At 55.6% G+C, this 23,851-nt stretch carries 21 protein-coding genes; 11 read left to right on the top strand and 10 right to left on the bottom strand.

Translation table 11 applies throughout. From position 1 onward, the window contains the following. The 3 genes from NHF56_RS00685 to NHF56_RS00675 all read left to right on the top strand — a co-directional run bounded on the left by NHF56_RS00685 (position 1) and on the right by NHF56_RS00675 (position 2,358). Positions 1–870 (top strand): amidohydrolase family protein, encoded by an 870-nt coding sequence (locus NHF56_RS00685; RefSeq protein WP_252800645.1) that lies wholly within the window; start codon positions 1–3, stop codon positions 868–870. A gap of 268 nt (positions 871–1,138) precedes the next feature. Next, a complete protein-coding gene (locus tag NHF56_RS00680; protein WP_252800643.1) occupies positions 1,139–1,495 on the top strand; it encodes a protocatechuate 4,5-dioxygenase subunit alpha in 357 nt (118 codons plus the stop codon). Between the two features lie 14 nt (positions 1,496–1,509). After that, entirely contained in the window at positions 1,510–2,358 is an 849-nt protein-coding gene (locus NHF56_RS00675; protein WP_252800641.1) for a class III extradiol dioxygenase family protein, read from the top strand. Positions 2,359–2,473: 115 nt separating this feature from the next. Here NHF56_RS00675 and NHF56_RS00670 read toward each other — a convergent pair whose 3' ends face one another. Further along, the gene (locus NHF56_RS00670) at positions 2,474–4,534 is read right to left on the bottom strand and encodes a M3 family metallopeptidase (RefSeq protein WP_252800639.1); all 2,061 of its coding nucleotides are present in this window, start codon (positions 4,532–4,534) and stop codon (positions 2,474–2,476) included. Positions 4,535–4,686: 152 nt separating this feature from the next. Between NHF56_RS00670 and NHF56_RS00665 the strand changes: the two genes are divergently transcribed. From NHF56_RS00665 to NHF56_RS00655, 3 genes are read left to right on the top strand one after another with little or no spacing between them, the layout of a single operon-like run. Further along, positions 4,687–5,154, top strand: coding sequence for a MarR family winged helix-turn-helix transcriptional regulator (locus NHF56_RS00665; RefSeq protein ID WP_252800637.1), 468 nt, complete (start codon positions 4,687–4,689; stop codon positions 5,152–5,154). A gap of 3 nt (positions 5,155–5,157) precedes the next feature. Continuing rightward, positions 5,158–6,375 carry a multidrug effflux MFS transporter gene (locus NHF56_RS00660; RefSeq protein WP_252800635.1) on the top strand — a complete coding sequence of 406 codons (1,218 nt, stop codon included), beginning with the start codon at positions 5,158–5,160 and terminating at the stop codon, positions 6,373–6,375. A gap of 53 nt (positions 6,376–6,428) precedes the next feature. Further along, positions 6,429–7,406 (top strand): zinc-binding dehydrogenase, encoded by a 978-nt coding sequence (locus NHF56_RS00655; RefSeq protein WP_252800633.1) that lies wholly within the window; start codon positions 6,429–6,431, stop codon positions 7,404–7,406. A 58-nt stretch (positions 7,407–7,464) separates the two neighbouring features. Here the strand turns inward: NHF56_RS00655 and NHF56_RS00650 are convergent, their stop codons facing one another. Further along, positions 7,465–8,685, bottom strand: a complete 1,221-nt coding sequence (locus NHF56_RS00650) for an argininosuccinate synthase (protein ID WP_252800631.1) — start codon at positions 8,683–8,685, stop codon at positions 7,465–7,467. 193 nt (positions 8,686–8,878) lie between these two features. Here NHF56_RS00650 and NHF56_RS00645 point away from each other — a divergent pair, with 193 nt between their 5' ends. From NHF56_RS00645 to NHF56_RS00630, 4 genes are all read left to right on the top strand, one after another. Next, positions 8,879–9,526, top strand: coding sequence for a LysE family translocator (locus NHF56_RS00645; protein WP_252804775.1), 648 nt, complete (start codon positions 8,879–8,881; stop codon positions 9,524–9,526). 186 nt (positions 9,527–9,712) lie between these two features. After that, positions 9,713–9,913 carry a DUF2892 domain-containing protein gene (locus tag NHF56_RS00640; RefSeq protein WP_252800629.1) on the top strand — a complete coding sequence of 67 codons (201 nt, stop codon included), beginning with the start codon at positions 9,713–9,715 and terminating at the stop codon, positions 9,911–9,913. Positions 9,914–9,936: 23 nt separating this feature from the next. Then, the gene (locus NHF56_RS00635; RefSeq protein WP_252800627.1) at positions 9,937–10,923 is read left to right on the top strand and encodes an efflux RND transporter periplasmic adaptor subunit; all 987 of its coding nucleotides are present in this window, start codon (positions 9,937–9,939) and stop codon (positions 10,921–10,923) included. After that, positions 10,920–14,114, top strand: a complete 3,195-nt coding sequence (locus tag NHF56_RS00630) for an efflux RND transporter permease subunit (protein WP_252800625.1) — start codon at positions 10,920–10,922, stop codon at positions 14,112–14,114. The genes NHF56_RS00635 and NHF56_RS00630 overlap by 4 nt, the downstream gene beginning before the upstream one ends. A gap of 13 nt (positions 14,115–14,127) precedes the next feature. Here the strand turns inward: NHF56_RS00630 and NHF56_RS00625 are convergent, their stop codons facing one another. From NHF56_RS00625 to cysD, 8 genes are all read right to left on the bottom strand, one after another. Further along, positions 14,128–15,405: an RNA polymerase sigma factor gene (locus NHF56_RS00625; RefSeq protein ID WP_252800624.1), complete on the bottom strand. Its 1,278-nt coding sequence runs from the start codon at positions 15,403–15,405 to the stop codon at positions 14,128–14,130. Then, on the bottom strand, positions 15,402–15,758 hold the full coding sequence (locus NHF56_RS00620; protein WP_252800623.1) for a YciI family protein: 357 nt from the start codon (positions 15,756–15,758) through the stop codon (positions 15,402–15,404). The genes NHF56_RS00625 and NHF56_RS00620 overlap by 4 nt, the downstream gene beginning before the upstream one ends. A gap of 104 nt (positions 15,759–15,862) precedes the next feature. After that, positions 15,863–16,252: an MAPEG family protein gene (locus NHF56_RS00615; RefSeq protein ID WP_252800622.1), complete on the bottom strand. Its 390-nt coding sequence runs from the start codon at positions 16,250–16,252 to the stop codon at positions 15,863–15,865. Positions 16,253–16,355: 103 nt separating this feature from the next. Further along, positions 16,356–17,567 (bottom strand): 23S rRNA (adenine(2503)-C(2))-methyltransferase RlmN, encoded by a 1,212-nt coding sequence (rlmN, locus tag NHF56_RS00610; RefSeq protein ID WP_252800621.1) that lies wholly within the window; start codon positions 17,565–17,567, stop codon positions 16,356–16,358. A 96-nt stretch (positions 17,568–17,663) separates the two neighbouring features. Next, positions 17,664–18,167, bottom strand: coding sequence for an invasion associated locus B family protein (locus tag NHF56_RS00605; RefSeq protein ID WP_252800620.1), 504 nt, complete (start codon positions 18,165–18,167; stop codon positions 17,664–17,666). A gap of 267 nt (positions 18,168–18,434) precedes the next feature. Continuing rightward, positions 18,435–19,208, bottom strand: coding sequence for a 3'(2'),5'-bisphosphate nucleotidase CysQ (gene cysQ / locus NHF56_RS00600; RefSeq protein WP_252804773.1), 774 nt, complete (start codon positions 19,206–19,208; stop codon positions 18,435–18,437). Positions 19,209–19,221: 13 nt separating this feature from the next. Continuing rightward, complete coding sequence (cysN, locus tag NHF56_RS00595) at positions 19,222–21,114, bottom strand: sulfate adenylyltransferase subunit CysN (protein WP_252800619.1); 1,893 nt, start codon at positions 21,112–21,114, stop codon at positions 19,222–19,224. Then, on the bottom strand, positions 21,114–22,013 hold the full coding sequence (gene cysD, locus NHF56_RS00590; protein ID WP_252800618.1) for a sulfate adenylyltransferase subunit CysD: 900 nt from the start codon (positions 22,011–22,013) through the stop codon (positions 21,114–21,116). Before cysD ends, cysN begins: the two co-directional genes overlap by 1 nt. An 825-nt stretch (positions 22,014–22,838) precedes the next feature. On the opposite strand from cysD, the gene NHF56_RS00585 reads away from it, so the two are divergent. Then, positions 22,839–23,786, top strand: coding sequence for a porin (locus tag NHF56_RS00585; protein WP_252800617.1), 948 nt, complete (start codon positions 22,839–22,841; stop codon positions 23,784–23,786). Positions 23,787–23,851: the final 65 nt, after the last annotated feature.

Here is a 23,851-nt window from a genome sequence, read left to right as displayed (position 1 = left end):
ATGGATCCCGATTGGCTGGTTTTCCATCCCAACCCCTCCAAACCCACGTTCAAGCTGCCGAACGGTGCAGTGGACGCGCACTGCCACGTCTTCGGTCCGGCAGCAGAATTTCCCTTTGCGCCTGAGCGCAAATACACGCCCTGTGACGCTTCCAAGAAGCAGCTTTTCGAACTGCGCGACTTCCTCGGCTTTTCCCGCAACGTGATTGTCCAGGCCACCTGTCACGGCAAGGACAACCGCGCCATGGTGGACGCCTGCCGCGCCTCCAATGGCATGGCCAAGGGCATTGCAACTGTCGGCAAGGACATTACCGAAGCCGAGATTGCCGACATGAACGACGCCGGTGTGAAGGGCGTGCGTTTCAACTTCGTCAAACGGCTTGTGGATTCCACACCGAAAGAGGACTTTCTGGCCATCGCCGAAAAGATAAAGCCCTTCGGCTGGCACATCGTGGTCTATATGGAAGCGCCAGAGCTGGAGGAAAACATTCCCTTCCTCAAGCAATTGCCGGTCACCGTGGTCTTCGACCATATGGCCCGCCCGGATGTGACGCTTGGCGTCGACCATCCGCAGTTCAAGCTTTTCGTCGATCTGATGAAGGATGAGAAGTTCTGGTCGAAGGTTACCTGCCCGGAGCGCCTTTCCGTGACCGGCCCCGACACCTATGACGATGTCGTTCCCTTCGCAAAGACGATTGTTGATCTTTACCCCGACCGTGTTCTCTGGGGCACCGATTGGCCGCATCCGAACCTGAAATCCCATATGCCCGACGATGGCAAACTCGTGGATTTCATTCCCCGCATCGCAACCACGCCTGAGCTGCAAAAGAAGCTTCTGGTCGACAACCCGATGCGGCTCTACTGGGGTTGATCGCGTTTCAAAATGGAAAAACGAGAGGCGCTCACCGGAATCCGGTGAGCGCCTTTTTTTTGCGCCCCTGAACAAGCATTTTCAAACACAATAGAGATAACTTATATGGCCGGCTTTGTTTGAATGGGCCCAAGCCCCTTTTCAGCAGTGCACGCACACGCTGCTTGATCTGAATCAAATAAATCCGCCTCAACCCGTCTAGCCTCTTCTTCTCAGGAAAGGGCTGAAAAAGAACCCTTTCGAAGTTCCAATTCCGGGAGGAAAGACAATGGACCAACCAGGGTTCGACCACCACATCCATATTCCAGGCACGACGATTTTTGATGGCACGCAGGCCATGAAGGGCTATGCGCTGAACAAGATGTGCTACTCGTTCAATTCCAAGGACAATCGCGACGCCTTCAAGGCCGACGAAGAAGGCTACATGGCCAAATTCGGCCTGAATGAAGAGCAGAAGAATGCCGTGCGCAGCCGCAACGTTCTGGCCATGATCGATGCCGGCGGCAACATCTATTACCTCGCAAAGCTGGCCGGCATTTTTGGCCTCAGCGTTCAGGATGTCGGCGGTCTTCAGACAGGCAAGACCACCGAAGAATTCAAAGAATATCTTGCAAGCCAGGCCTGAGGGAGGACTTTACAATGGCAAAGATACTTGGCGGGATCACCACATCCCACATCCCTGCAGTCGGTAATGCAATCCAGAAGGAACTCTATGACGATCCTTACTGGAAGCCGTTTTTCGACGGTTATCCGAAGGTTCACGCCTGGATCAAGGAAAACAAGCCGGACTATGTGATCAATATCTATAACGATCACGGCCTCGGTTTCTTCCTCGACAAGATGCCAACATTCGCAATCGGTGCCGCCCATGAATACAAGAATGAAGATGAGGGCTGGGGCCTCCCCTCGCTTGATCCGTTCCCCGGCGCGCCGGAGCTTTCCTGGCATATTATCGAAAGCCTCGTCGCCGACGAGTTCGATATCACCTCATGCCAGGAACTGGCCGTGGACCATGGTTTCGTGGTCCCGATGCAGCTCTTCTGGCCGGGCGCGCCGAACAATCCGGACATGCCGCGCGCCGTGCCGATTTCGGCAAACACCGTGCAGCATCCAATCCCGACGCTCAACCGCGCCCTGAACTTCGGTAAGGCGCTCGGCAAGGCGCTCCGGTCTTTCCCCGAAGATGCCAAGGTGGTGATCCTCGGCACAGGTGGTCTCTCGCACCAGCTTGATGGCCAGCGCGCAGGCTTCATCAACAAGGATTTCGACCGTTATTGCCTCGAAAACATCGTGCATAACCCGGAAGAACTGACCAAGATTTCCCGCATGGAACTGGTCGAAAAGGCCGGTGCACAAGGCACGGAATTCCTCATGTGGATGATGATGCGCGGCGCACTTGGCGACGATGTGACCGAGATTACCCGCAACTATCACATTCCGATTTCCAATACCGCAGCTGGCACACTGCTTCTGGAATGCGCGGCTTGACGGCCCCACTTCTCCCCGCAAACGGGGAGAAGTGGTCAACAGTCTTCTGCTTGAGCAAAGGATAACGCTTGAAATTCACCGCCTTCGGTGCCGCGACAACCAGCGGCACCTGCCATTACGCAGCAAGTCCGCGCCCGCGCAACAGCGCTTCCGGGCTTGGCAGTTTGCCGCGGAAGGCCCTATAGGCATCCTCCGGGTCCACAGAGCCGCCGCTGGAATAGATTTGGCTCTTCAGCTTCTCGGCAACACCCGCATCGAAAACGTCGCCGGTTTCCTCAAACGCTTCGAATGCATCCGCATCAAGCACCTCAGACCACATGTAGGAATAATAGCCCGCCGAGTAACCGTCGCCGGCAAAGACATGTTGGAAATGTGGTGTCCGATGGCGCATCACGATGGAAGACGGCATGCCGATATCCTTCAGCACCTTGGCTTCCACCGCCATCGGATCGGAAACCGGTTCCTTTGCCGTGTGAAACGCCATGTCAACAAGCGCCGACGAGGTGAACTCCACGGTCGCAAAACCGGAATTGAACGTATCGGCTGCCAGAACCTTGTCCAGCAATTCCTGCGGCATTGCCTCGCCGGTCTGATAGTGCACGGCATAGGTTTTCAAAATTTCCGGAACCGTCAGCCAATGTTCGTAAAGCTGCGAGGGCAATTCCACGAAGTCGCGCGAAACACCCGTTCCCGAAACGGACGGATAGGTGACATCCGATAACATGCCATGCAACGCGTGACCGAATTCATGGAACAGCGTGCGGGCATCATCAAGCGACAGAAGTGCGGGCTTGCCAGCTGCCGGCTTGGCAAAGTTGCAGACATTGTAGATCAGCGGGATTTCGCCGTCCGCACCGTTCTTGAGTTTCAGCTTGTGCTGGCCCTGAAACGAACTCATCCAGGCGCCTGATCGCTTGGAGGGGCGAGCAAAATAATCGCCGAGGAACATGGCCTTGAGCGAACCATCGCTGTCACGAATTTCGAAGACGCGGACATCGGGATGATACCCCTTGACGTCCTTCAACTCTGTCGCCGAGATCCCGAAAAGACGACCTGCCACATCAAAACAAGCCGCAATGATCTTCTCAAGCTGCAGGTAGGGCTTCAACTCGCTTTCGGAGAAGCTGAACTTTTCCGCCCGCAGCTTTTCGGCATAATGACGCCAGTCCCAGGGCGCGACGTCGTGGTTCTTGCCATCTGCCGCAATCAGCTTGGCAAGATCAGCCTCCTCTTCGAGCGCGCGAACACGAGCTTTCTCCCAGACTTCCATCAACAACCCGTTCACCGCTTCCGGTGTCTTGGCCATCGTGTTGTCGAGCTTCAGCGCGGCAAAATGTTCGTAGCCCAAAAGCTTCGCCTTTTCATCGCGCAGCGCAAGTGTTTCGCGGATGATCTCGCGATTGTCCGTTCCACCACCATTTTCACCGCGCGCAATCCATGCCTTGAAAGCCGTCTCGCGCAAATCGCGACGCTCGGAGAAGGTGAGGAACGGCTCAATGATCGAGCGCGAGAGCGTGACAGCGAATTTGCCTGCCTCGCCGCGGCTCTCGGCCTGCGCGGCCATGGCATCCCTCAGGAACTCCGGAATACCCTCAAGGTCGCTTTCCTCCAGGAAGAGCGCCCAGCCGGATTCGTCGGCCAACACGTTCTGTCCGAAATTCGCGCCAAGCGAGGCCAGCCGTTCGTTGATCGCTGCAAGACGCTCCTGCTCTGCTTTGGGAAGCTTGGCACCGGACTTCACAAAACCTTTCCAATGCCGTTCCAACACCCGCGTCTGCTCCAGCGAAAGGCCGAGCGTATCTTTCTTTTCCCAAAGCGCATCGATCCGCTGGAACAGCTTTTCATTCATGCCGATCTTGGAATAGTGCCGGGACATTTTGGGCGAAATGTCCCGCTCCAGGCCCTGAATGGTGGGGTTGGTGTCAGCACCGGCCCGGTTCCAGAAGAGTGCGGAAACGCGTGACAGCGCATCGCCTGCAATCTCCAGTGCCACAATCGTGTTTTCAAAGGTGGGCGCTTCCGGGTTTCCAGCGATTTCATCGATTTCAGCATCGTGCTCCCTCATCGCCGCATCGAAGGCCGGTGCAAAATCCTCGTCTTTCACGGCAACGAAGTCCGGAAGGCCGTTCTTGCCGTTCCAATGGGTCAAAGCGGGATTGAGTGGGGCGAGTGTCATAACGTTCCTCTGCGGCAAATCAAATCAGTCTTGGCTATATGTTTATGTTGAAAGGCAGGAGTGCAAGCACTCGTGACAAAATTGATGCCGCCCCCTTGAGAAAAGCAGCATTTCAATTTAGTAAGTAATGCTTATTATATGTGAGACTTATCATGACGTCACGAACAGACCCGCAGTCGCTTGGCTTCCTGCTGACAGACATATCGCGCCTTCTGCGCGCTGATTTTGAGCGTCGCATCAACCGTGCCGGTCTGGGAATGACGGCAGGTGAAGCGCGCACACTTCTGCGTATCGATGCCTTGTCCGGTTGCCGACAGAACACACTGGCGGAAAACATGTCCATCGAACCGATGACAGTTTGCCGTTATGTTGATCGGCTGGAGGCTCAGGAACTGGCAATGCGCGAACCTGACCCGGTGGATCGCCGCGCGAAGATCGTGACCCTGACAGATGCGGGACGCGTCATGGTGGACCGTATCAGGGAACACACCGCTGAGATGCTCGAGGACTTACAAACCGGCCTCGACCCCGACCAGCGCAAGGCGCTCAAGCTTGGTCTCCTGACCTTGCGGGAAAATCTAACCGCATTCAACGACCTGCCTGCTTTGGCGAACGGATAAAAAATGCAGCATATTCAAGTTTCCACGATGAGCGAGCGACGCACGAGCATGATTGCCGCGCTGATGATCGCGCTCGGTCCGTTGAGCCTCGCGATGTACACGCCCGCCATGCCGCAATTGGCCATCGCCTTCGGCTCACCTGAATCGGCAATCAAAATAACCCTTTCCGTCTATTTCGGCGGCTTTGCACTTGCCCAGCTTGCGACCGGACCAATTGCCGATGCGTTTGGACGGCGCAAGGCGACACTGGTATTTTTGACCCTTTATATGGTTGGCAGCCTGCTTGCGGCGTTTTCCACGTCGGTCGCACTCTTGATCGCCGGGCGTCTGGTGCAGGGCATCGGCGCTGCCGTGGGCCAAACGGTTGCCCGTGCCATTATCCGCGATCAGTTCAGCGGCCATCAGGCGGCCCGCATTATGAATATGACCGGCATCATACTTGCCATTGCCCCTGCCATGTCGCCGACAATCGGTGGCGTCCTTCTGGCAAATTTCGGATGGCGCTCGATCTTTTTCACAATGCTGCTGATGTCGATCATCACCCTGGCAATCGTCATGACAACGATGACCGAGACAATCTTGCCCGACAGGCAACGAATAAAGCCGGCTCCCCTTCTCAAAGCTTACGGCACCATTCTGATCAATCCGATTTTCATGACCGGCACCGTTGTTCTGTCAGCGTCAGTGGGAACGCTTTACACGCTGGCCAACATCCTACCCTTCGTCCTCATTGACGAAGTAGGACTGACCCCGACACAGTTCGGCATAGGAATGCTCTTGCAATCAGGCATGTTCCTCCTCGGTTCACTCGCTTTTCGCCTGTGCATGCGGTGGGCCAATGCCGAACAGCTCATCAAACCGGGCCTCTTCTTCATTGCCGCGGGCAGTATCACCACAATAATATGCGGCCTGATGCTGGAACCGAGTTATCTTTCGGTCATGGGACCAGTCGCACTCTACGCCTTCGGCATTGCTTTTATCATTCCGCATTTGATGGTGGCCGCACTCCAGCCTTTTCCCCACATTGCGGGATCGGCCTCGTCCATGATGGGCTTCCTGCAAATGGGAACAGGCCTTCTTGGCGGCTTTCTTTCAGGCCTGTTTATCGATCAGCACCTGGCAATGATCGTGATCGTCCCGGCGATGGGGGCAATCAGCATCGCGACATATTTCCTGCACTCTTCCTTGTCGAAAAGTGCATCGCAAAAAATTGAAATCTAAAAGTGCCAACACCACTATAAGAAACCAAAACGCAAAAACAGGAAACTCCAAGAATGCGCGTTATCGAGTATAAATCCTTCGGCAATCCAGGCGAAGTTCTGCAGTTGGGCGAACGCCCCGTACCCAATCCGGGCCCCGGCCAAATCCGCGTCAAACTGACGATGTCGCCCATCCACAATCATGATCTCTGGACCATCCGTGGTGAATATGGCGTCAAGCCTGAACTGCCTGCCGTTGGCGGCACCGAAGCTGCCGGCATTGTCGATGCCGTGGGCGAAGGTGTGGAAAATGTGAAGGTTGGTCAGCGGGTGATGGCCGCCTCACTAACTGAAGCATGGGCCGAATATTTCCTGATGCCCGCTGCCCGTGCAGTTCCTCTGCCTGACAGCGTGAGCGACGAAGTGGGTTGCCAGCTGATCGCCATGCCGATCAGTGCAATGATGGCGCTCGAAGACCTCGGCGCAAAGGAAGGCGAGTGGATCATCCAGAACGCGGCAACCGGTGCTGTCGGCAAAACCATCTCCATGATCTGCAAATCGCGCGGCATTAACGTGGTCAACGTCGTGCGCCGCGAATCTGCTGTCGAAGAACTGGCAGCGCTCGGAATCACCAACGCTGTGAGCACCAGCGATGCAGACTGGATGAAGAAGGCCAAGGCGCTGACCGGCGGCGCTCCCATTCTCTACGCCATCGATTCCGTTGGTGGCAAGGAAACGGGCAAGCTCATGAGCCTTCTCGGTGAAGGTGGAACGCTCATGATCTTCGGAACAATGGGTGGTGGCAACATGGAGATTTCGTCTGGCGACCTGATTTTCAAGCAGGCGAAGGTTGTCGGTTTCTGGGGCGCCAAGCGCGGCGGCAAGACCAATGCAAAGGATTACGTGCGCATGATTACCGAGCTTGTCACGCTCGCTGCGCAGGGCAAGCTGAACCTGCCGGTGGAAGAAGTCTTCGGACTGACCGAAGCCGGCCTGGCCGCAGACGCCAGCGCCAAGCCGGGCCGCAAAGGCAAGATCGTCTTCAAGGCATAAAACAAAAAGGGCTCCGGTGGATAATCCGGAGCCCTTCTTCGTTGGTCTGTGACAATAATCAGCGCTGATTGCGCTTGGCCAGCGTTCTCAGGCGCAGCGCGTTGAGCTTGATAAAGCCCGCTGCGTCCTTCTGGTCGTAAGCGCCGTGATCGTCTTCGAATGTCACCAGCGCATCGGAATAGAGCGACTTGTCGCTCTCGCGGCCGACAACCATCACATTGCCCTTGTAGAGCTTCAGCGTCACTTCGCCCTCGACATTTTCCTGGCTCTTGTCGATCGCCGCCTGCAGCATTTCCCGCTCCGGCGAGAACCAGAAGCCGTAATAGATCAGCTCGGCATAACGCGGCATCAGCTCATCCTTGAGGTGCGCGGCACCACGGTCGAGCGTGATGGACTCGATGGCCCGGTGAGCAGCGAGCAGGATCGTCCCGCCTGGCGTTTCGTATACGCCGCGCGACTTCATGCCGACAAAACGGTTTTCAACGAGATCGAGACGGCCAATGCCGTTGTCGCGGCCATAATTGTTCAGCTCCGCCAGAAGTGTGGCGGGCGACATCTCAACACCGTTGATCGAGCAGGCATCACCCTTGCGGAAACCGACCTTGATGATCGTTGCCTTGTCGGGCGCCTGTTCCGGCGAAATCGTGCGCATGTGCACATATTCAGGCGCTTCCTGGGCCGGATCTTCCAGAACCTTGCCCTCAGAAGACGAGTGAAGAAGGTTGGCGTCAACGGAGAACGGTGCCTCACCACGCTTGTCCTTCGTCACCTGGATCTGGTGCTTTTCGGCAAAATCGAGAAGGTCCGTACGGCTCTTGAATGACCAGTCGCGCCATGGTGCGATGATCTTGATATCGGGGTTCAAAGCGTATGCGGAGAGTTCAAAACGAACCTGGTCGTTACCCTTGCCCGTCGCACCATGTGCAATTGCGTCCGCACCGGTTTCGCGGGCAATGTCGATGAGGTGCTTGGAAATCAGCGGGCGTGCAATGGATGTACCCAGCAGATAGACGCCTTCATAAACGGCATTCGCGCGGAACATCGGGAAGACGAAGTCACGCACGAATTCTTCGCGCACATCGGTGATATAGATTTCCTTGACGCCGTTCATCTCCGCCTTCTTGCGGGCGGGCTCAAGCTCTTCACCCTGACCGAGGTCGGCGGTGAAGGTTACGACTTCCGCGCCAAGTTCGGTCTGAAGCCATTTGAGGATGATCGATGTGTCGAGACCGCCGGAATAGGCGAGCACGACTTTCTTTACGTCTTTGGGAAGCGCCATTTTGTCTTGTCCACTCATTGCACCGGGCAAAACCCGGAATTGAAAGCTGTTGCGGCTCTTTTAGCGCGCCCGTGGCGAAGTTCAAGGGGGTGACGCACCTTTGACGGTTAGGTCACCACTCAACTTATTTTCTGGCATTGACGCCATAAAATCGATAATGATCACCGTATTCCGGCTTCCGACGAGTTTGACCATGGACTTCCTGCCCAATCTGGCAACGCTGACCGCCTTCACTTTGGCGTCGCTTCTTCTGACACTGACCCCCGGCCCCGACATGACGCTTCAGATGAGCCGTTCCATGCGCGATGGCAGGTCAGTCGCCTTCTGGGTTTTGCTGGGAACGAATTTCGGGATTTGCGTCCACACGCTGCTGGTGGCTTTCGGCGTCTCGGCCTTGATCATTGCCTCTCCTGTCGCCTTCATGATCTTAAAAACCGGGGGTGCCGCCTATCTCTTCTGGCTGGCAATACAGGCCATTTTCAAAGGCTCGACGTTCCGGCTCGGCCCGCAGGCAAAAAAGCCCACGAAAGTCGGCGCGCTATCAGCCATGTTCAACGGCCTGTGGGTGAACATTCTCAATCCGAAGGTCATCATCTTTTTCATGACCTTCCTGCCGCAATTTGTCAGCGCAGGCGATCCGCACGTGACCGGCAAACTCATCTTTCTGGGCTTCTATTTCATTGTCGTCGCACTGCCCTTCGGCATTGCCTTCATCGTTGCGGCAGACAAGCTTTCGAACTGGCTGATGGCGAACAAGCGCGTTTTGCGCACGATCGATTATACGTTCGGCGGTGTTTTCTCGCTTTTCGCCGTGAAGATACTCTTCACCCAGGCACGTTAAACAAAATCACAAAAAGACAATAGCTTGAACGTTTTCACCGGCGGCGTTTTTCGTCTCTGGCGAAGACGTCTGTGTTGTATTTTTGTGACCTTTGCCCATCGCTTCAGAAAAACGTCACCCGGGTATTGGAATAAATAACAAAAACCATATATAGGAATTGCGCTATGTAAAACCCTGGAGGTTCCAATGCCCATTGACAAGATCGTTCTCGCCTTTGCCGGTAGTGTTGTGCTCATCTCGCTCGCACTCGCCCTTTATGTTCACCCCGGATTCTACTGGTTGACGGCCTTTGTTGGCGCTAATCTGCTACAATCCGCTTTCACCGGTTTCTGCCCGCTGGCAATGATCCTGAAAAAACTCGGTGTGAAATCCGGAAGTGCATTCTGACTGCACACTCTATGGGGGAAATGATGCGTCGTTCCAATTCGATCAAGCCGCTCGTACTCGGCACATTTTTAACGACAATGGCATTGCCAGCCTTTGCCGATACGCTCAAACTTGAACCGAGCACAGTGCCCGAGTGGAAGGCCGTATATGGTCGCGTGGAAAGCCGGGACAGCGTTCCGGCACGCGCCCGCATCGGCGGCACCATTATCGAATTGACGGTAACGGAAGGCGACAGCGTCAAGGCCGGGCAAAAAATTGCCGTCGTCAAGGACGATAAGATCGACTTTCAGATCGCCGCAACGAATGCCCAGATTAAAGGCCTTCAGGTTTCCCTCGAAAATGCGCGGACCGAACTGGTCCGCGCCGAAGAGCTGATCAAGCGCGGCGTTTCCACAGTACAGCGCCTCGATCAGCTCCGCACCCAGGTTGACGTGCTGACCAATCAGATTGCGGCCGCTGAAGCCCAGCGTGCGGTGATTGAAGAACAGGAAAAGGAAGGCGCCGTTCTCTCCCCCATTGATGGCAAGGTCTTGACCGTTCCCGTCACAAAGGACGCCGTCATCATGGGCGGTGAACCTGTCGCCACAATCGGCGGCGGCGGCTTTTTCATTCGTCTTGCCATTCCCGAAAGATTGGACGCCATGCTTGAGCAGGGGGCGGAAATCGAAATCGCCGGCGATACCAATAAGGCGACGACCGGTCGTCTCGCCAAGATCTATCCCGAGATCGACAATGGCCGGATCATCGCCGATGTAGAGGTCGAAAATCTGGATACGGATTTCGTGAACGCCCGCGTGTTGGTGCGCATACCGGTTGGCGAACGGCAAGCATTGCTTGTTCCCAAGTCAGCCGTCACCACTCGCTTTGGCATCGACTACGTTGAGGTCGAAACAAACGGTACATCTATCGAACGTTCGGTTGTTACCGGTGATGCAACGCATCTGGACGATGGCGACAAGATAGAAATTCTGACCGGACTGACAGCCGGCGATGAGGTTGTGCTGCCATGAATGAACCGAATATCGGCATTGCAGGTGGCCTCACCCGCGCCTTCATCACGTCACCGCTGACACCACTATTTCTGCTCGCTGCCTTCATGCTGGGCCTCGTTGCCCTCATCACCTTGCCGCGCGAAGAAGAGCCGCAGATTTCCGTGCCGATGGTCGATATCATCGTGCGCGCACCGGGTTTGAAGGCACCGGATGCCGAAAAGCTGGTGACGGAACCGCTGGAAACCATTGTCAAAAGCATCAATGGCGTCGAACACGTCTATTCGCAAACCGGCGATGAGCAGGTCATGGTCACGGCGCGCTTTTACGTGGGAACGTCTGGCGATGCAGCGGTCTTGCGTATTCATGACAAGATCAACGCCAACCTCTCGAGCATACCCGTCGGCATTCCCGAACCGATGATCGTGGGGCGCACCATCGACGACGTTGCCATCGTCACGCTCACCCTCACCCCCTCGCTCGACAAGGGCGCAGACGTCGATGCAACCGACCTCACGCGGGTTGCAAGCCAGCTCCGCTCCGAACTGTCGCAAATCGACGATGTTGGGCTGAGCTACATCGTGGGTGAAACGAACGGCGTTATCCGCGTCTCGCCGGACCCGGAACGACTGGCACTCTACGGCGTCACCCTTCAGTCTCTTGTCGGCAAGGTCACCATGGCCAACCGCTCTTTCTCGACCGGATTGGTGCGCGACAAGGGTCATGAGATCGACGTTGTCGCCGGTGAAACGCTCAATACGCCCGAAGAGATCGGCAACCTGGTTTTGACCACGCGTGATGGCCGGCCGGTCTATGTGCGCGATGTGGCAGACATTGCATTTGCAACCGACACGAATGACGCGCTTGTCTCGACCGTAAGCCGCGACGAAGCCGGCGGCACGCGTCGTGTACCCGCTGTCACCGTGGCAGTTGCCAAGCGCGCCGGTGCCAACGCCGTGCTGGTCGCAGAGCGCATCATCGAACATATGGAAAGCCTCGAAGGCAAACTCATTCCCGACAGCATGAGCGTGGAAGTCACCCGCGACTACGGCGAAACCGCCAACGAGAAGGCCAATGAGCTTCTCTTCCATCTGGGTCTTGCCACAGTTTCCATTATCCTGCTCGTTTGGCTCGCCATCGGTCGCAAGGAAGCACTGGTTGTGGCCCTGGTCATCCCCGTCACAATCCTGCTCACGCTCTTTGCCGCCAATGTCATGGGCTATACGCTCAACCGCGTCTCGCTGTTTGCATTGATCTTCTCGATCGGCATCCTGGTTGACGACGCCATTGTCGTGATCGAGAACATTTCCCGCCACTGGGGTATCAGCAGCCGTGACCGGAGAGAGGCCGCTATTCTGGCCGTCGCCGAAGTTGGGAACCCAACGATTGTCGCAACGCTGACCGTTGTGATCGCATTGCTGCCGATGCTCTTCGTGTCGGGCATGATGGGTCCCTATATGAGCCCCATTCCGGCGAACGCCTCGGCCGCGATGATTTTCTCCTTCTTCGTTGCCGTCATCGTAACGCCGTGGCTGATGCTGAAGATTGCCGGCAATGCACCGGCCAATCACCATGACGACCACAGTTCGGGCGGCATGCTGGGCAAAGCCTATGCGGCAATGGCAAAACCCATCCTCGCCTCCAAGAAGGCAAGCTGGGTCTTCCTCATCCTTGTCGGCATTGCTACGCTCGGCTCGCTGGGGCTCTTTTACACCAAGCATGTGACGGTGAAGCTCCTGCCCTTCGACAACAAGGCCGAACTGCAGGTGACCATTGATTTGCCGGAAGGCTCATCAACAGAGGCCACGGATGCCGTGGCGCAGGATGTTGCCCGCGTTGCCCTTTCCCTGCCGGAAGTGGTTTCCCTGCAAACGCAGGCTGGCACCGCCTCGCCGTTCAATTTCAACGGCCTCGTCCGCCACGCCTATCTTCGCAACAACCCCTATATGGGCGATGTGCAGCTCATGCTGACACCGAAGGGCGAACGTGATCGTTCCAGTCACGAGGTCGCGCTGGACCTGCGCGAACGCCTGAAGGAATTGAGCGTACCCGAAGGTACATCCTTGAAGGTCGTCGAGCCGCCGCCGGGCCCGCCTGTGATGGCCACACTTCTTGCCGAAATCTACGGGCCCAACGCCGAAACGCGGCGGGCTGTGGCCGAGAAGGTGAAAGAAGCCTTCAAATCCGTTCCTTTCGTCGTCGATGTGGACGACAGCTATGGGGAACCTGCCCGGCGTTATCGCGCAACGATCTCGACAGACGATCTGGACTTCTACGGTGTTGCCGAAAGTGATGTCTTTGATACGCTCGAGATGCTGAATGGCACGACCACCATCGGCTATTCACACCGTGGCGAAGGCCGCCCGCCGATCCCGATTGAGATCGGCAGACCGAAAGGTGACCGTGTTCTGGACGAGCGCTTCCTGTCTACGCCAATTCCAGCCAATGTCATCCCCGGCTCCCGCGCCGTCGTGGAGCTTGGCGATGTGGTGAAGATTTCGGAAGAACGCGCGTCCTACCCGATCTTCCGCCACAATGGCCGCGCAGCCGAGATGGTAACCGCGGAGCTTGCCGGCGACTACGAGGCACCGCTCTACGGAATGATCGCGGTTCAGGATGCCATCGACAAGATGGACTGGACGGGTCTTGAAAAGCCGGAGATCATTCTGCACGGTCAGCCCGACGACCAGAGCAAGCCCTCGCTTCTTTGGGACGGCGAATGGGAAGTGACCTGGGTCACCTTCCGCGACATGGGTGCGGCTTTCGCTATCGCAATCATGGGCATTTACATTCTTGTCGTGGCGCAGTTTGGATCGTTCAAACTGCCGCTGGTGATCCTCACCCCCGTGCCGCTGACCTTCATTGGTATTCTCGGCGGTCACTGGCTCTTCGGCGCACCGTTTACCGCAACCTCGATGATCGGTTTCATCGCGCTTGCAGGCATTATCGTGCGCAACTCGATCCTGCTCGTCGATTTCATCCGCAACACGCATACGGATGAACGAAGCCTGACGGATGTGCTGATTGAAGCAGGCTCCATCCGCTTCAAGCCGATCCTTTTGACGGCGCTGGCCGCGATGATTGGTGCGGCCGTCATTCTGACGGACCCGATTTTCCAAGGACTGGCAATCTCGCTGCTGTTCGGTCTTGCCTCTTCCACGATGCTGACCGTGCTGGTGATCCCGGCAATCTACCGGGTGCTGAGAACCTAAGACTCTTAAGGGCTTAAGGGTAAGCATCCGCATCCCCATGGCGGCGCAATCCGGCAAGACGCCGTTCCAGGAAACGGCGTTCGGCCGGGTTCGACGACAGTTCGATCGCGCGGTGGTAACATTCCTCCGCGGTATCGAGCCGCTCCAGCCGCCGGAGAAATTCGGCTTTTGCAGCGTGAAACGGCTGATAGTTCCCAAGCTCTGCCTCCAATTGTTCCAACGCTTCAAGCGCGACCTGGGGTCCACGCACTTGCGCAAGAGCCACGAGCCTATTGAGGTGAACGACGTCATTTGAGGTCATCAGGACAAGAAGGTCATAAAGCATCAGGATTTCGCGCCAATCCGTTTGCTCGAACGAGGCCGCCTGTGCATGAAGGCTTACAATGGCGGCTTGAAGCTGATAGGGGCCAGCCTGACCGCGCTGCAAAGCAGTCTTCAACAGGGCCATACCTTCGTCGATCATGGCCCTGTCCCATTGCCCCCGGTCCTGCTCTTCGAGTGACAGCAGATCGCCAGCCGGCCCGAGCCGCGTGGCACTCCGCGCGTGGTGCAGAAGCATCAACGCCAGCAAGCCCTCGGCCTCCGGCTGTTCCGGGCAGAGATGGATCAAAAGCCTGCCGAGACGAATGGCTTCCTCGCAGAGCTCGCCGCGCAGATAGGCGGCGTCGCTGGAAGCATAACCTTCATTGAAAATGAGATAGATCACCGCGAGAACGCTCTCAAGCCGCATTCGCCAATGTTCAGGCTCCGGCACCTCGTACTGAATGCCGGCTTTGTGGATCTTGTGACGTGCGCGCACCAGACGCTGCGCCATCGCCTCGGTCTTGTCCAGAAAGGCCCGCGCGATTTCCTCTGTGGTCAATCCGCAAACCGACCGCAAGGTCAACGCGACGGCGGTCTTTCGATCAAGAGCGGGATGGCAGCAGGTGAAGATCAGCTTCAGCCGGTCATCCTGGATCGTTTCCTGTTCCTGCAGACTGTCTGAGGCATTTTCCAGTTCGATCAGATGCGCAATGTAAGCGCTCTTTGAAGCGAAGTTGGCAACCCGACGCAGCCGGTCAATGGCCTTGCGCTTGGCCGTCTGCATGATCCAGCCGGTCGGTGATGCCGGCAGACCATTGCGCTGCCAATGCACAAGCGCGGATTCAAGAGCATCATACAAACTGTCTTCCGCAAGCTGGAGATCGCGCAGCATGCCCATAAGATTGGAAAGCAGGCGCCCGCCATCTGCCCGCGCGATCTTTTCAACCGCGCGGGTGATTTCGGCCTCGGAAAGGCCCGAGCCTGTCATGGATTGTCGAAGACCATGACAGGGCGAATTTCAACGCAGCCCATCGAAGCATGCGGGATCATCGCAGCATAGCGGATTGCATCATCGAGATTGTCGCAGTTGAGGAGATAGTAACCGCCGAGGAACTCCTTGGTCTCGGCAAAGGGGCCGTCCATTGTCTCCGTCTTGCCGTTGCGCACACGCACCGTGGTGGCCGTGGATGTCGGCTGGAGGGCGTCGCCGGCAATGTAAACGCCATCCTTCTTGTAGGTCTCGTTGGCCTCGTTGTAACCGGCCATCATCTTCCCGAATTCCGCGGTGCCAGGCGGTGTCTGGTAAGCCGGGTCAACATAAATAAGCGCCATATATTGCATTGAACTTTTCCTTCTATCGGTTGTCCTGTCGCCGGCTCTTTCAAGTTGTCCGGCACTATATGGACGATTGAGATCTGCAAAATTCGACATGCACTTGAAAAAAATTACTGCAAGATTGTCCAGCAAAGGTATATGACCAGCGAAAGCATCGCCAGCTGCGTTCCCACACCCCCTGCAATGCGCAGGAAATGCATTTTTCCATCCGCTTTCAAGCCGAAAATATGTGCGATGCGCGAGACCACCAGAAGAATGCCGGCAGCGTGCAGCGGCAAGACTGGCATTGCCGCGCTCTCTGCCAGAAGCATGAGGATAAGAGCAAAGGGGACAGTTTCAACGAAATTCCCGTGCCGCCTGATCGCATAGGCAAGCTGCATATCCTCGCCATGGAGGATGGATAAACCCGTTTTGCCGCGCCGCGCGCTGACAATGTTGGAAAGCACGATCAGCATGAGAGTGAAGATCGAGGCATAAAGAGAGGTGATGGCGAAAGTCATTTGCGTCGCTCCTTTGTTGCATGAATGACAACTTGGAACGAATGGCCATTGACCAATTCGACATCAGGCACAAAAAAACCGTAAAAAACGGAAGAGGCAGCGGCTATTCGCCGCCGTGACCGGCAATCATCAGGGTCTCGAGCGCCAGGCGCTCCTTCTTGCGCATGCGCTCGGATTCCGACTTCAGCTGGCCGCAGGCCGCCAGAATGTCGCGCCCGCGCGGCGTGCGGATCGGCGAGGCATAGCCCGCATCGTTGATGAAATCGGAGAATGTTTCGATGGTCTCCCAGTCGGAGCATTCATAATCCGTGCCTGGCCAGGGATTGAACGGGATCAGGTTGATTTTGGCGGGAATGCCCTTCAAGAGCTTCACCAGATCGCGTGCATCTGTCAGACTGTCATTCACACCCTTCAGCATCACATATTCAAATGTGATACGCCGCGCATTGGAAAGGCCCGGATAATTCCGGCAGGCTTCCATCAGCTCCTTGAGCGGATATTTCTTGTTGATCGGCACCAGAACGTTGCGCAATTCGTCATTGGTCGCATGCAGTGAAATCGCCAGCATGACGCCGGTTTCCTCGCCGATACGGGCAATTTCCGGAACAACACCAGACGTCGAAAGCGTAACGCGGCGCTTGGAGAGCGAAAGACCCTCCCCATCCGTTGCGATCAGGATGGCATTCTTCACCGCATCGTAATTATAGAGCGGTTCGCCCATGCCCATCAGCACGATATTGGTGACCTTGCGCTCGCTGGAGGGCAGGATACCGCCTTGAGGTGTTTCCTTATTCGGGAAATCGCCCAGCCGGTCACGCGCAAGAAGTATCTGCGAGAGAATTTCCTCAGCCGTCAGGTTGCGCACAAGGCGCTGCGTGCCGGTATGGCAGAAGGAACAGTTGAGCGAACAGCCGACCTGGCTGGACACACACAGCGTACCGCGCCCCTCCTCGGGAATATAAACCGTTTCCACTTCAACCGGACGCCCTGCGCCACGCGGCGGAAACCTTAAAAGCCACTTGCGTGTACCGTCGGAAGAAATCTGCTCCTCGGCAATTTCAGGGCGCTGAATCGTGAAATGCTCTTTCAGAAGCGCGCGCAGATCCTTCGACACGTTCAGCATGTCGTCGAAATCGGAAATGCCGCGGATGTAGAGCCAGTGCCAGATTTGCCCGGTACGCATACGGATCTGTTTTTCCGGCACACCTCGTTCCTTCAGCGCAGCACCGAGTTCCTCACGTGTGAGGCCGATAAGCGAAGGCTTTGTCGACAATGCCGATATGGTCGCAGCAGGTGCGTTCATAGTTTTCACCATGTCAGGATAAGATTTTGCGTCCCTTTATCATCAATTTGACATATGAAAAAGGGCCGGTTTTGCAACCGGCCCTTCGATGTTGAATTTTCGGACGCCTTACTTGCAGCTTTCGATCTTTTTGAGCGCTGCGGTAATGCCGGAAAGCGAATAGGTATAGGATGTATTCGTGCCGCGTGCAGAAACAGCACTGATCTTCATTGATTTGCCAGCTTTCATCGCCGCCACAAGAGCAGGCTCCTGGGCTGCATTTTCAAGCCAGGCTGACTTTTCCTTGGTGAAAAAGCTGAAGGTCTTGCCATCAATATCGGCCGTGACCTTCGATCCGCCTTTCAGCGAGTAGCCCGCCATGACCTGAGGCTCATAAGAAATGTTCTGGCCTGGCCGCTGGGTCACGAGGAAAAAATTATCTCCATGGTCCACATTTGCCGGAGACTTGTCCGCCGGGACCGAAAGCACATAGCAGACCTTGCCCTTGCCGGAATCATAGGAATAAGCGCCCCACGCGTTAAACTGTTCAATTCGGCTGGGTGTTTGGGCCAACGCAACGGTTGCAGAAGCCAGGAGGGAAGATAGTACGAGTGCTGTCTTTCGTGCCAACATGTTTTCCTACCGGTTGGTGTTCGTCTTTAGCCGCGAACGGCTTGCGTCAAACCAACGCAATTCTCATTATTTCGTTTAAGATACCTTAATCCGGGTTACCAAACCGTCAACACAACGAAGGTTTTGCGCCATAACCGGACGATGTCTCAGCCCGAAACGGTTATGCCCGGTCAATTCCGGCAAGAATTAGGCATGTCACGCAAAACGGGCGCCTGCGACAATCCGCAAGGCGCCCGTTCTCATCATATATAACTTTTGAAAGCGCGATTAGACCTTGCCCCAGGCTACAAAATGCGGATTGGCAAAATCGGAATCGGTCGCCTGATTGCGCTTTCCATAGGCGAAAGCCGTACCGTCCGTGTTCAGGGTCACCCCGCCTGCCGCCCGCAACACTGCATCCCCTGCAGCCGTGTCCCACTCCATGGTGCGGCCAAAACGCGGATAGACATCCGCCTCACCCTCGGCCACGAGGCAGAATTTGAGAGAAGAGCCGACGGACTTGTATTCCGTGATGCCCTTTTCTTCAAGGAAAGCAACCGTTTCCGGGCTATTGTGCGAACGGCTGGCAACCGCCACCTGATGACCATTCGGCGCGCGCGTGGCTATGGCCGAACGGGAGGCAATCGCGCCGTTCTCAATCACCAGCTTTTCAGCCTTGCCGCTGCCACCACTATAAGCCACACCGCGCGCCGGCGCATAAACCACACCGGCTGTCGGAACACTGTTTTCAATCAGCGCGATATTGACCGTGAAATCTTCCCGCCTGTTGATGAACTCCTTGGTGCCATCAAGCGGATCGACCAGTATGAAGGCTTTGCCGTCAAGAACGGGAAGACGACCAGCCGCTGCCTCTTCTTCTGCCACGACTGGAATGTCGGGGTACAGGCTTTTCAGCTCGGAGAGAATAAGCGCTTCCGCCCGCTGATCAGCCTCCGTAACCGGAGACTGATCCCCTTTGACCATGACATCGATATCGCCACGGTATATTTCCATGATCACTTCGCCGGCGGCAATCGCGATCCGTTCGAACTCTTTCAGCATATCCATGGTCCTATCACCGATTTGTCAGGAAGTCGGCAATTTTCATTGCCAGTTCTTGCGGCTCGTGGCCGACCGTATGCAAATGCAGTTCAGGATTTTCGGGTTGCTCATAAGGCGAGCTGATACCGGTAAAGTTGGCAATTTCACCCGCTTTCGCCTTTGCATAAAGCCCCTTCGGATCGCGTTTGGCGCATTCTTCCAGCGGCGTATCGACAAAGACTTCGATAAACTCGCCGTCATCCATCAGATCGCGCGCCATACGGCGCTCCGACCTGAAGGGCGAAATGAACGAGACCAGAACGATCAGGCCCGCATCGGACATGAGTTTGGCAACTTCAGCAACGCGGCGGATGTTTTCCACGCGGTCTTCATCCTTGAAGCCAAGGTCGCGGTTGAGACCGTGCCGGATGTTGTCGCCGTCGAGCATATAGGTGTGCTTGCCGTTGACGTGGAGATATTTCTCAAGCGCATTGGCAATGGTTGATTTGCCCGAACCGGAGAACCCGGTGAACCAGACGACAGCCGGTTTCTGGTTCTTCATCTCCGCGCGCGATGCCTTGGTGACCTCTGTTGCCTGCCAATGCACGTTTTCAGCACGGCGAAGCGGAAAGTCGATCATGCCCGCGCCCAGCGTGGCATTGGTGAACCGGTCAATAATGACGAAGTTGCCGGTAACACGGTTGGACTTGTAGGCGTCGAAAGCAATCGGCGACTGAAGCGAGATGTTGCAAACCCCAACGCCGTTCATTTCCAGTGACTTGGCCGCTTCATGCGCAAACGTGTTCACATCGATTTCATATTTGAGATCGGTGATCGAGCAGTTCACGCTGTCGGTCTCCGTCCGCAAGATGTAAGAACGACCCGGGATCATCGGATTGGCATCGAACCAGATGATATGCGCCTGCATCTGATCAGCCACGTGTGGGCGATCAGACGGCGCAACCAGCATATTGCCGCGCGAAACCTCGATCTCGTCATTCAACGCAATGGTGACCGCCTGCCCCTCGACGGCTCTTTCTAGATTACCGCCGTGAACGACGATCTCCTTGACCGTCGACGACTGACCGGATTTTGCCACAACGACAGTATCGCCAACGGAAACTGTTCCTGAAGCAATCTGGCCGGAGAACCCACGGAAATTGAGGTTCGGCCGATTGACCAACTGAACGGGAAAGCGGAAAGGCGCCTTTTCGTTTCCGGCATCAATGGGAACGGTTTCCAGATGCTCCAGCAGCGTCGGTCCGTCGAACCATGCGGTCTTCTCAGACTTTGTCGTCACATTGTCGCCGAAGCGCGCCGACATCGGGATCGGCGTAATCGTCTTGAAGCCAAGATCGCTTGCGAAATCCATATAGTCCGCAACGATCTTGTCGAAAACCTCCTTGCTGTAATCCATGAGGTCGATCTTGTTGACGGCGAGAACGATATGGCGAATGCCCAATAGCGAAGCGATAAACGAGTGACGCCGGGTCTGGCGCAGCACACCCTGGCGGCTGTCGATCAGCACAATGGCGAGATCCGCTGTTGAGGCACCGGTCGCCATGTTGCGGGTATATTCTTCATGGCCGGGCGTATCGGCAACGATGAACTTGCGCTTGTCCGTCGCAAAGAAACGATAAGCGACGTCGATGGTGATGCCCTGCTCGCGCTCGGCCTCAAGACCGTCAACGAGAAGTGCGAAATCGATGTTTTCGCCTGCCGTCCCGTGCTTGCGGCTATCGGCTTCCAAGGATGCAAGCTGGTCTTCAAAAATCAGCTTGGTGTCATAGAGCAGGCGTCCGATCAGCGTGGACTTGCCGTCGTCAACAGAGCCGCAGGTGAGAAAGCGCAGCATGGATTTTGCTTCCTGCGCACGCAGATATTCAACAACGTTTTCGGCTGCGATAATGGGTGATTGCTCGTTCATCAGAAATACCCCTCGCGTTTTTTCTTCTCCATGGAGCCGGCTTCATCCTTGTCGATCATGCGGCCCTGGCGTTCGGATGTGCGCGCCGTCAGCATTTCGCTGACGATCTTCTCAAGCGTGTCTGCGTCGGATTCGATTGCACCGGTCAGCGGGTAGCAGCCGAGCGTGCGGAAGCGCACCATTTGTTCCACCACCGTCTCATTCGGTTCAATCTTCATGCGCTCGTCGTCCACCATGATGAGCATACCGTCACGCTCAACGACCGGACGCTTGGCCGCGTAGTAGAGCGGCACGATCGGGATGTTCTCTTTCAATATATACTGCCAGATATCCAGTTCGGTCCAATTGGAGAGCGGGAAAACACGGATCGATTCACCCTTGTTGACGCGCGTATTGTAGGTCTTCCACATTTCAGGCCGCTGGCCTTTGGGGTCCCACGCGTGGTTGGCGTTGCGGAAGGAAAACACACGTTCCTTGGCGCGGGACTTTTCCTCATCGCGGCGCGCGCCGCCGAAAGCGGCATCAAAACCATACTTGTCAAGTGCCTGACGAAGGCCAAGCGTCTTCATGACATGGGTATGATAGTTGGAGCCATGATCGAACGGGCTGATATTCTCGGCAACGCCATCGGGATTGATGTGAACAAGCAATTCAAAACCAAGCTCTTTGGCCATCTGGTCACGAAAAGCGATCATTTCCTTGAATTTCCAGGTGGTATCCACATGGAGAAAGGGAAAAGGAGGCTTGGCCGGATAAAAGGCTTTCATCGCCAGATGAAGCATCACGGAGGAGTCCTTGCCGATGGAATAAAGCATCACCGGATTGGAAAAGCTTGCGGCAACTTCTCTGAAAATGTGAATAGCTTCGGCTTCTAGACGGTCGAGATGGGAAAGTGACATTCTTTGGAAGACCCTGAAGGATTAGACTTAAACTGACAATGACTTTGATGAACCCAAATGCAGATACACCGCTTAGCATTAAGTTTTACGAGTTTCCGCATCGCAAATGCATGGACCGCGAAAAGACGTAACCCAATCTAACCGCAGCAACGCCAAGCGGCAATGCTGCACTGCAAAATCATGCAAATATTGTTAATTCCGAAAAACTGCGCAAGCCTGTCAAGCAAATTCAAGAGAATAGAAATAGCGGCCTACCAGGCATTCGGAACACCCTGACGGATTGTAAGAAAAGCGTGAAAGGAGAATATCGTGAGCCAATACACGGTCGTACCAGTTCCGCTGGCAGGTGGTGCAGGATCACGCATTGGCCGCCCTCCCGCGACGATCTCCCCGAGCAGTTTCGACCCTTGGTCGGCAAGAACGGCAAGGCACCCACTTGAATTGAAGCCAGACGAACGCCGGCGATGCGGCATTTTTCAACACTGTGCCCAAATAATGGCGCGCAATGCATCATGGGTGTGATCAATATAATACACTCAAAAATTTAGAAGGGCTTACAAGGCCTTTTAAGCGGGTAAGAGCTTTGACGCAGCGCGCAAATCCAATATTTTCGCCGCGAAAACTATTTGTTTACCTTAATAGGTGAATATTGCGGCTTAAGAGTTCTAGAGTTGTATTTTGAGCGCTGAACGCCGCGCCCGACCTTGACGAGGCGTATGTTTGGCCTTGAATGCCTTGGATTGAATTTGCTTTGTGGCTGATTCGCTTTGCGGAAGTCCAAAGTGGGGAATGCAGATATTTGGTCTCGAAGGGGAGCCTTCTTCAATGAGTATGACGAAAAAGTTTATTGTTTCCGCCATTGCAGCACTTTCGTTTGCGCCGATGGCAAAAGCCGCCGACGCCATTGTTGCTGCTGAACCGGAGCCGATGGATTACGTAAAGGTTTGTGACGCCTATGGCGACGGCTACTTCTACATTCCGGGTACCGAAACGTGCATGAGCATTAGCGGGTACTTTCAGTATCAGTCCGCCTACGGGTTCAAGAAGCGCGACTATGTCGACAACTTCCGCTCTCAGATTGATCTCGACACAAAGAATGAATCCGAATACGGGACCGTTTACTCGCGCATTCGTGTAAGAGGTGACTCGTCGAACAACAGCAGATTGCAGGGAACCACCATCGGCTATATGGGAATCGGTGGCCTGGAACTCGGCCTTTACACTCGGCAGTGGTCGACCTTCCTCTTTGGCGGCGGCACAACAGTGCAGGATGGCACATATGGTGACGGCGAAAACCAATACGTGAGCTATACGGCCAATTTGGGTGGCGGAACGCGCATTTTGGGTGCCATTGATTGGATCCAGCCAAATAAAGCTGGTTATGTTCTGGCGGCCCGGACACGAGTTTCAAACTGGATGTTTGGCGGTGGTTACGCGTATGATTCAGCAAGCCTTGCGTCCAACGTAAAACTGTTTGCACGTGTAAAGGCGGACGCCGTGACCGCCCAATTGATCGCCTTCTATTCCAGCAAGGCGAACCTCTACAACAACAACCGCTACAAAGGATTTTCTGTTCTCGGTGCTGTTAGATTTGCTGCCACTGAGCAGATTGATCTGAACGCCACCGCACAGTGGATGGAAGGTGCGGGCTACTTCCTTGCGGGTAACATCACATGGAATGTGGCACCTGGCTTCGAAACGCTCGCTGAAGTCGCTTACACGTCGCGCAACAAGACGACCACCGGTCTTCTCCGTGTTCGTCGCTCTTTCTAAGAAAAGCGCGTAATTCATTCGATAAAGGCCCGGACCTCAAGGTATCCGGGCCTTTTTGCATGCCA

It is taken from the genome of Rhizobium sp. L1K21, assembly GCF_024055895.1.
Classification (GTDB): Bacteria; Pseudomonadota; Alphaproteobacteria; order Rhizobiales; family Rhizobiaceae; genus Ensifer_A.
The sequence above is the reverse complement of the archived record's forward strand: the minus strand, read 5'-3'. Positions and strand labels throughout refer to the sequence as shown.

Bases quoted from the DNA above. Each gene is read 5' to 3' on its own strand.
- NHF56_RS00685 (WP_252800645.1), top strand. From the start codon at position 1: ATGGATCCCGATTGGCTGGTTTTCCATCCCAACCCCTCCAAACCCACG.
- NHF56_RS00680 (WP_252800643.1), top strand. From the start codon at position 1,139: ATGGACCAACCAGGGTTCGACCACCACATCCATATTCCAGGCACGACG.
- NHF56_RS00675 (WP_252800641.1), top strand. From the start codon at position 1,510: ATGGCAAAGATACTTGGCGGGATCACCACATCCCACATCCCTGCAGTC.
- NHF56_RS00670 (WP_252800639.1), bottom strand. From the start codon at position 4,534: ATGACACTCGCCCCACTCAATCCCGCTTTGACCCATTGGAACGGCAAG.
- NHF56_RS00665 (WP_252800637.1), top strand. From the start codon at position 4,687: ATGACGTCACGAACAGACCCGCAGTCGCTTGGCTTCCTGCTGACAGAC.
- NHF56_RS00660 (WP_252800635.1), top strand. From the start codon at position 5,158: ATGCAGCATATTCAAGTTTCCACGATGAGCGAGCGACGCACGAGCATG.
- NHF56_RS00655 (WP_252800633.1), top strand. From the start codon at position 6,429: ATGCGCGTTATCGAGTATAAATCCTTCGGCAATCCAGGCGAAGTTCTG.
- NHF56_RS00650 (WP_252800631.1), bottom strand. From the start codon at position 8,685: ATGGCGCTTCCCAAAGACGTAAAGAAAGTCGTGCTCGCCTATTCCGGC.
- NHF56_RS00645 (WP_252804775.1), top strand. From the start codon at position 8,879: ATGGACTTCCTGCCCAATCTGGCAACGCTGACCGCCTTCACTTTGGCG.
- NHF56_RS00640 (WP_252800629.1), top strand. From the start codon at position 9,713: ATGCCCATTGACAAGATCGTTCTCGCCTTTGCCGGTAGTGTTGTGCTC.
- NHF56_RS00635 (WP_252800627.1), top strand. From the start codon at position 9,937: ATGCGTCGTTCCAATTCGATCAAGCCGCTCGTACTCGGCACATTTTTA.
- NHF56_RS00630 (WP_252800625.1), top strand. From the start codon at position 10,920: ATGAATGAACCGAATATCGGCATTGCAGGTGGCCTCACCCGCGCCTTC.
- NHF56_RS00625 (WP_252800624.1), bottom strand. From the start codon at position 15,405: ATGACAGGCTCGGGCCTTTCCGAGGCCGAAATCACCCGCGCGGTTGAA.
- NHF56_RS00620 (WP_252800623.1), bottom strand. From the start codon at position 15,758: ATGCAATATATGGCGCTTATTTATGTTGACCCGGCTTACCAGACACCG.
- NHF56_RS00615 (WP_252800622.1), bottom strand. From the start codon at position 16,252: ATGACTTTCGCCATCACCTCTCTTTATGCCTCGATCTTCACTCTCATG.
- rlmN (WP_252800621.1), bottom strand. From the start codon at position 17,567: ATGGTGAAAACTATGAACGCACCTGCTGCGACCATATCGGCATTGTCG.
- NHF56_RS00605 (WP_252800620.1), bottom strand. From the start codon at position 18,167: ATGTTGGCACGAAAGACAGCACTCGTACTATCTTCCCTCCTGGCTTCT.
- cysQ (WP_252804773.1), bottom strand. From the start codon at position 19,208: ATGCTGAAAGAGTTCGAACGGATCGCGATTGCCGCCGGCGAAGTGATC.
- cysN (WP_252800619.1), bottom strand. From the start codon at position 21,114: ATGAACGAGCAATCACCCATTATCGCAGCCGAAAACGTTGTTGAATAT.
- cysD (WP_252800618.1), bottom strand. From the start codon at position 22,013: ATGTCACTTTCCCATCTCGACCGTCTAGAAGCCGAAGCTATTCACATT.
- NHF56_RS00585 (WP_252800617.1), top strand. From the start codon at position 22,839: ATGAGTATGACGAAAAAGTTTATTGTTTCCGCCATTGCAGCACTTTCG.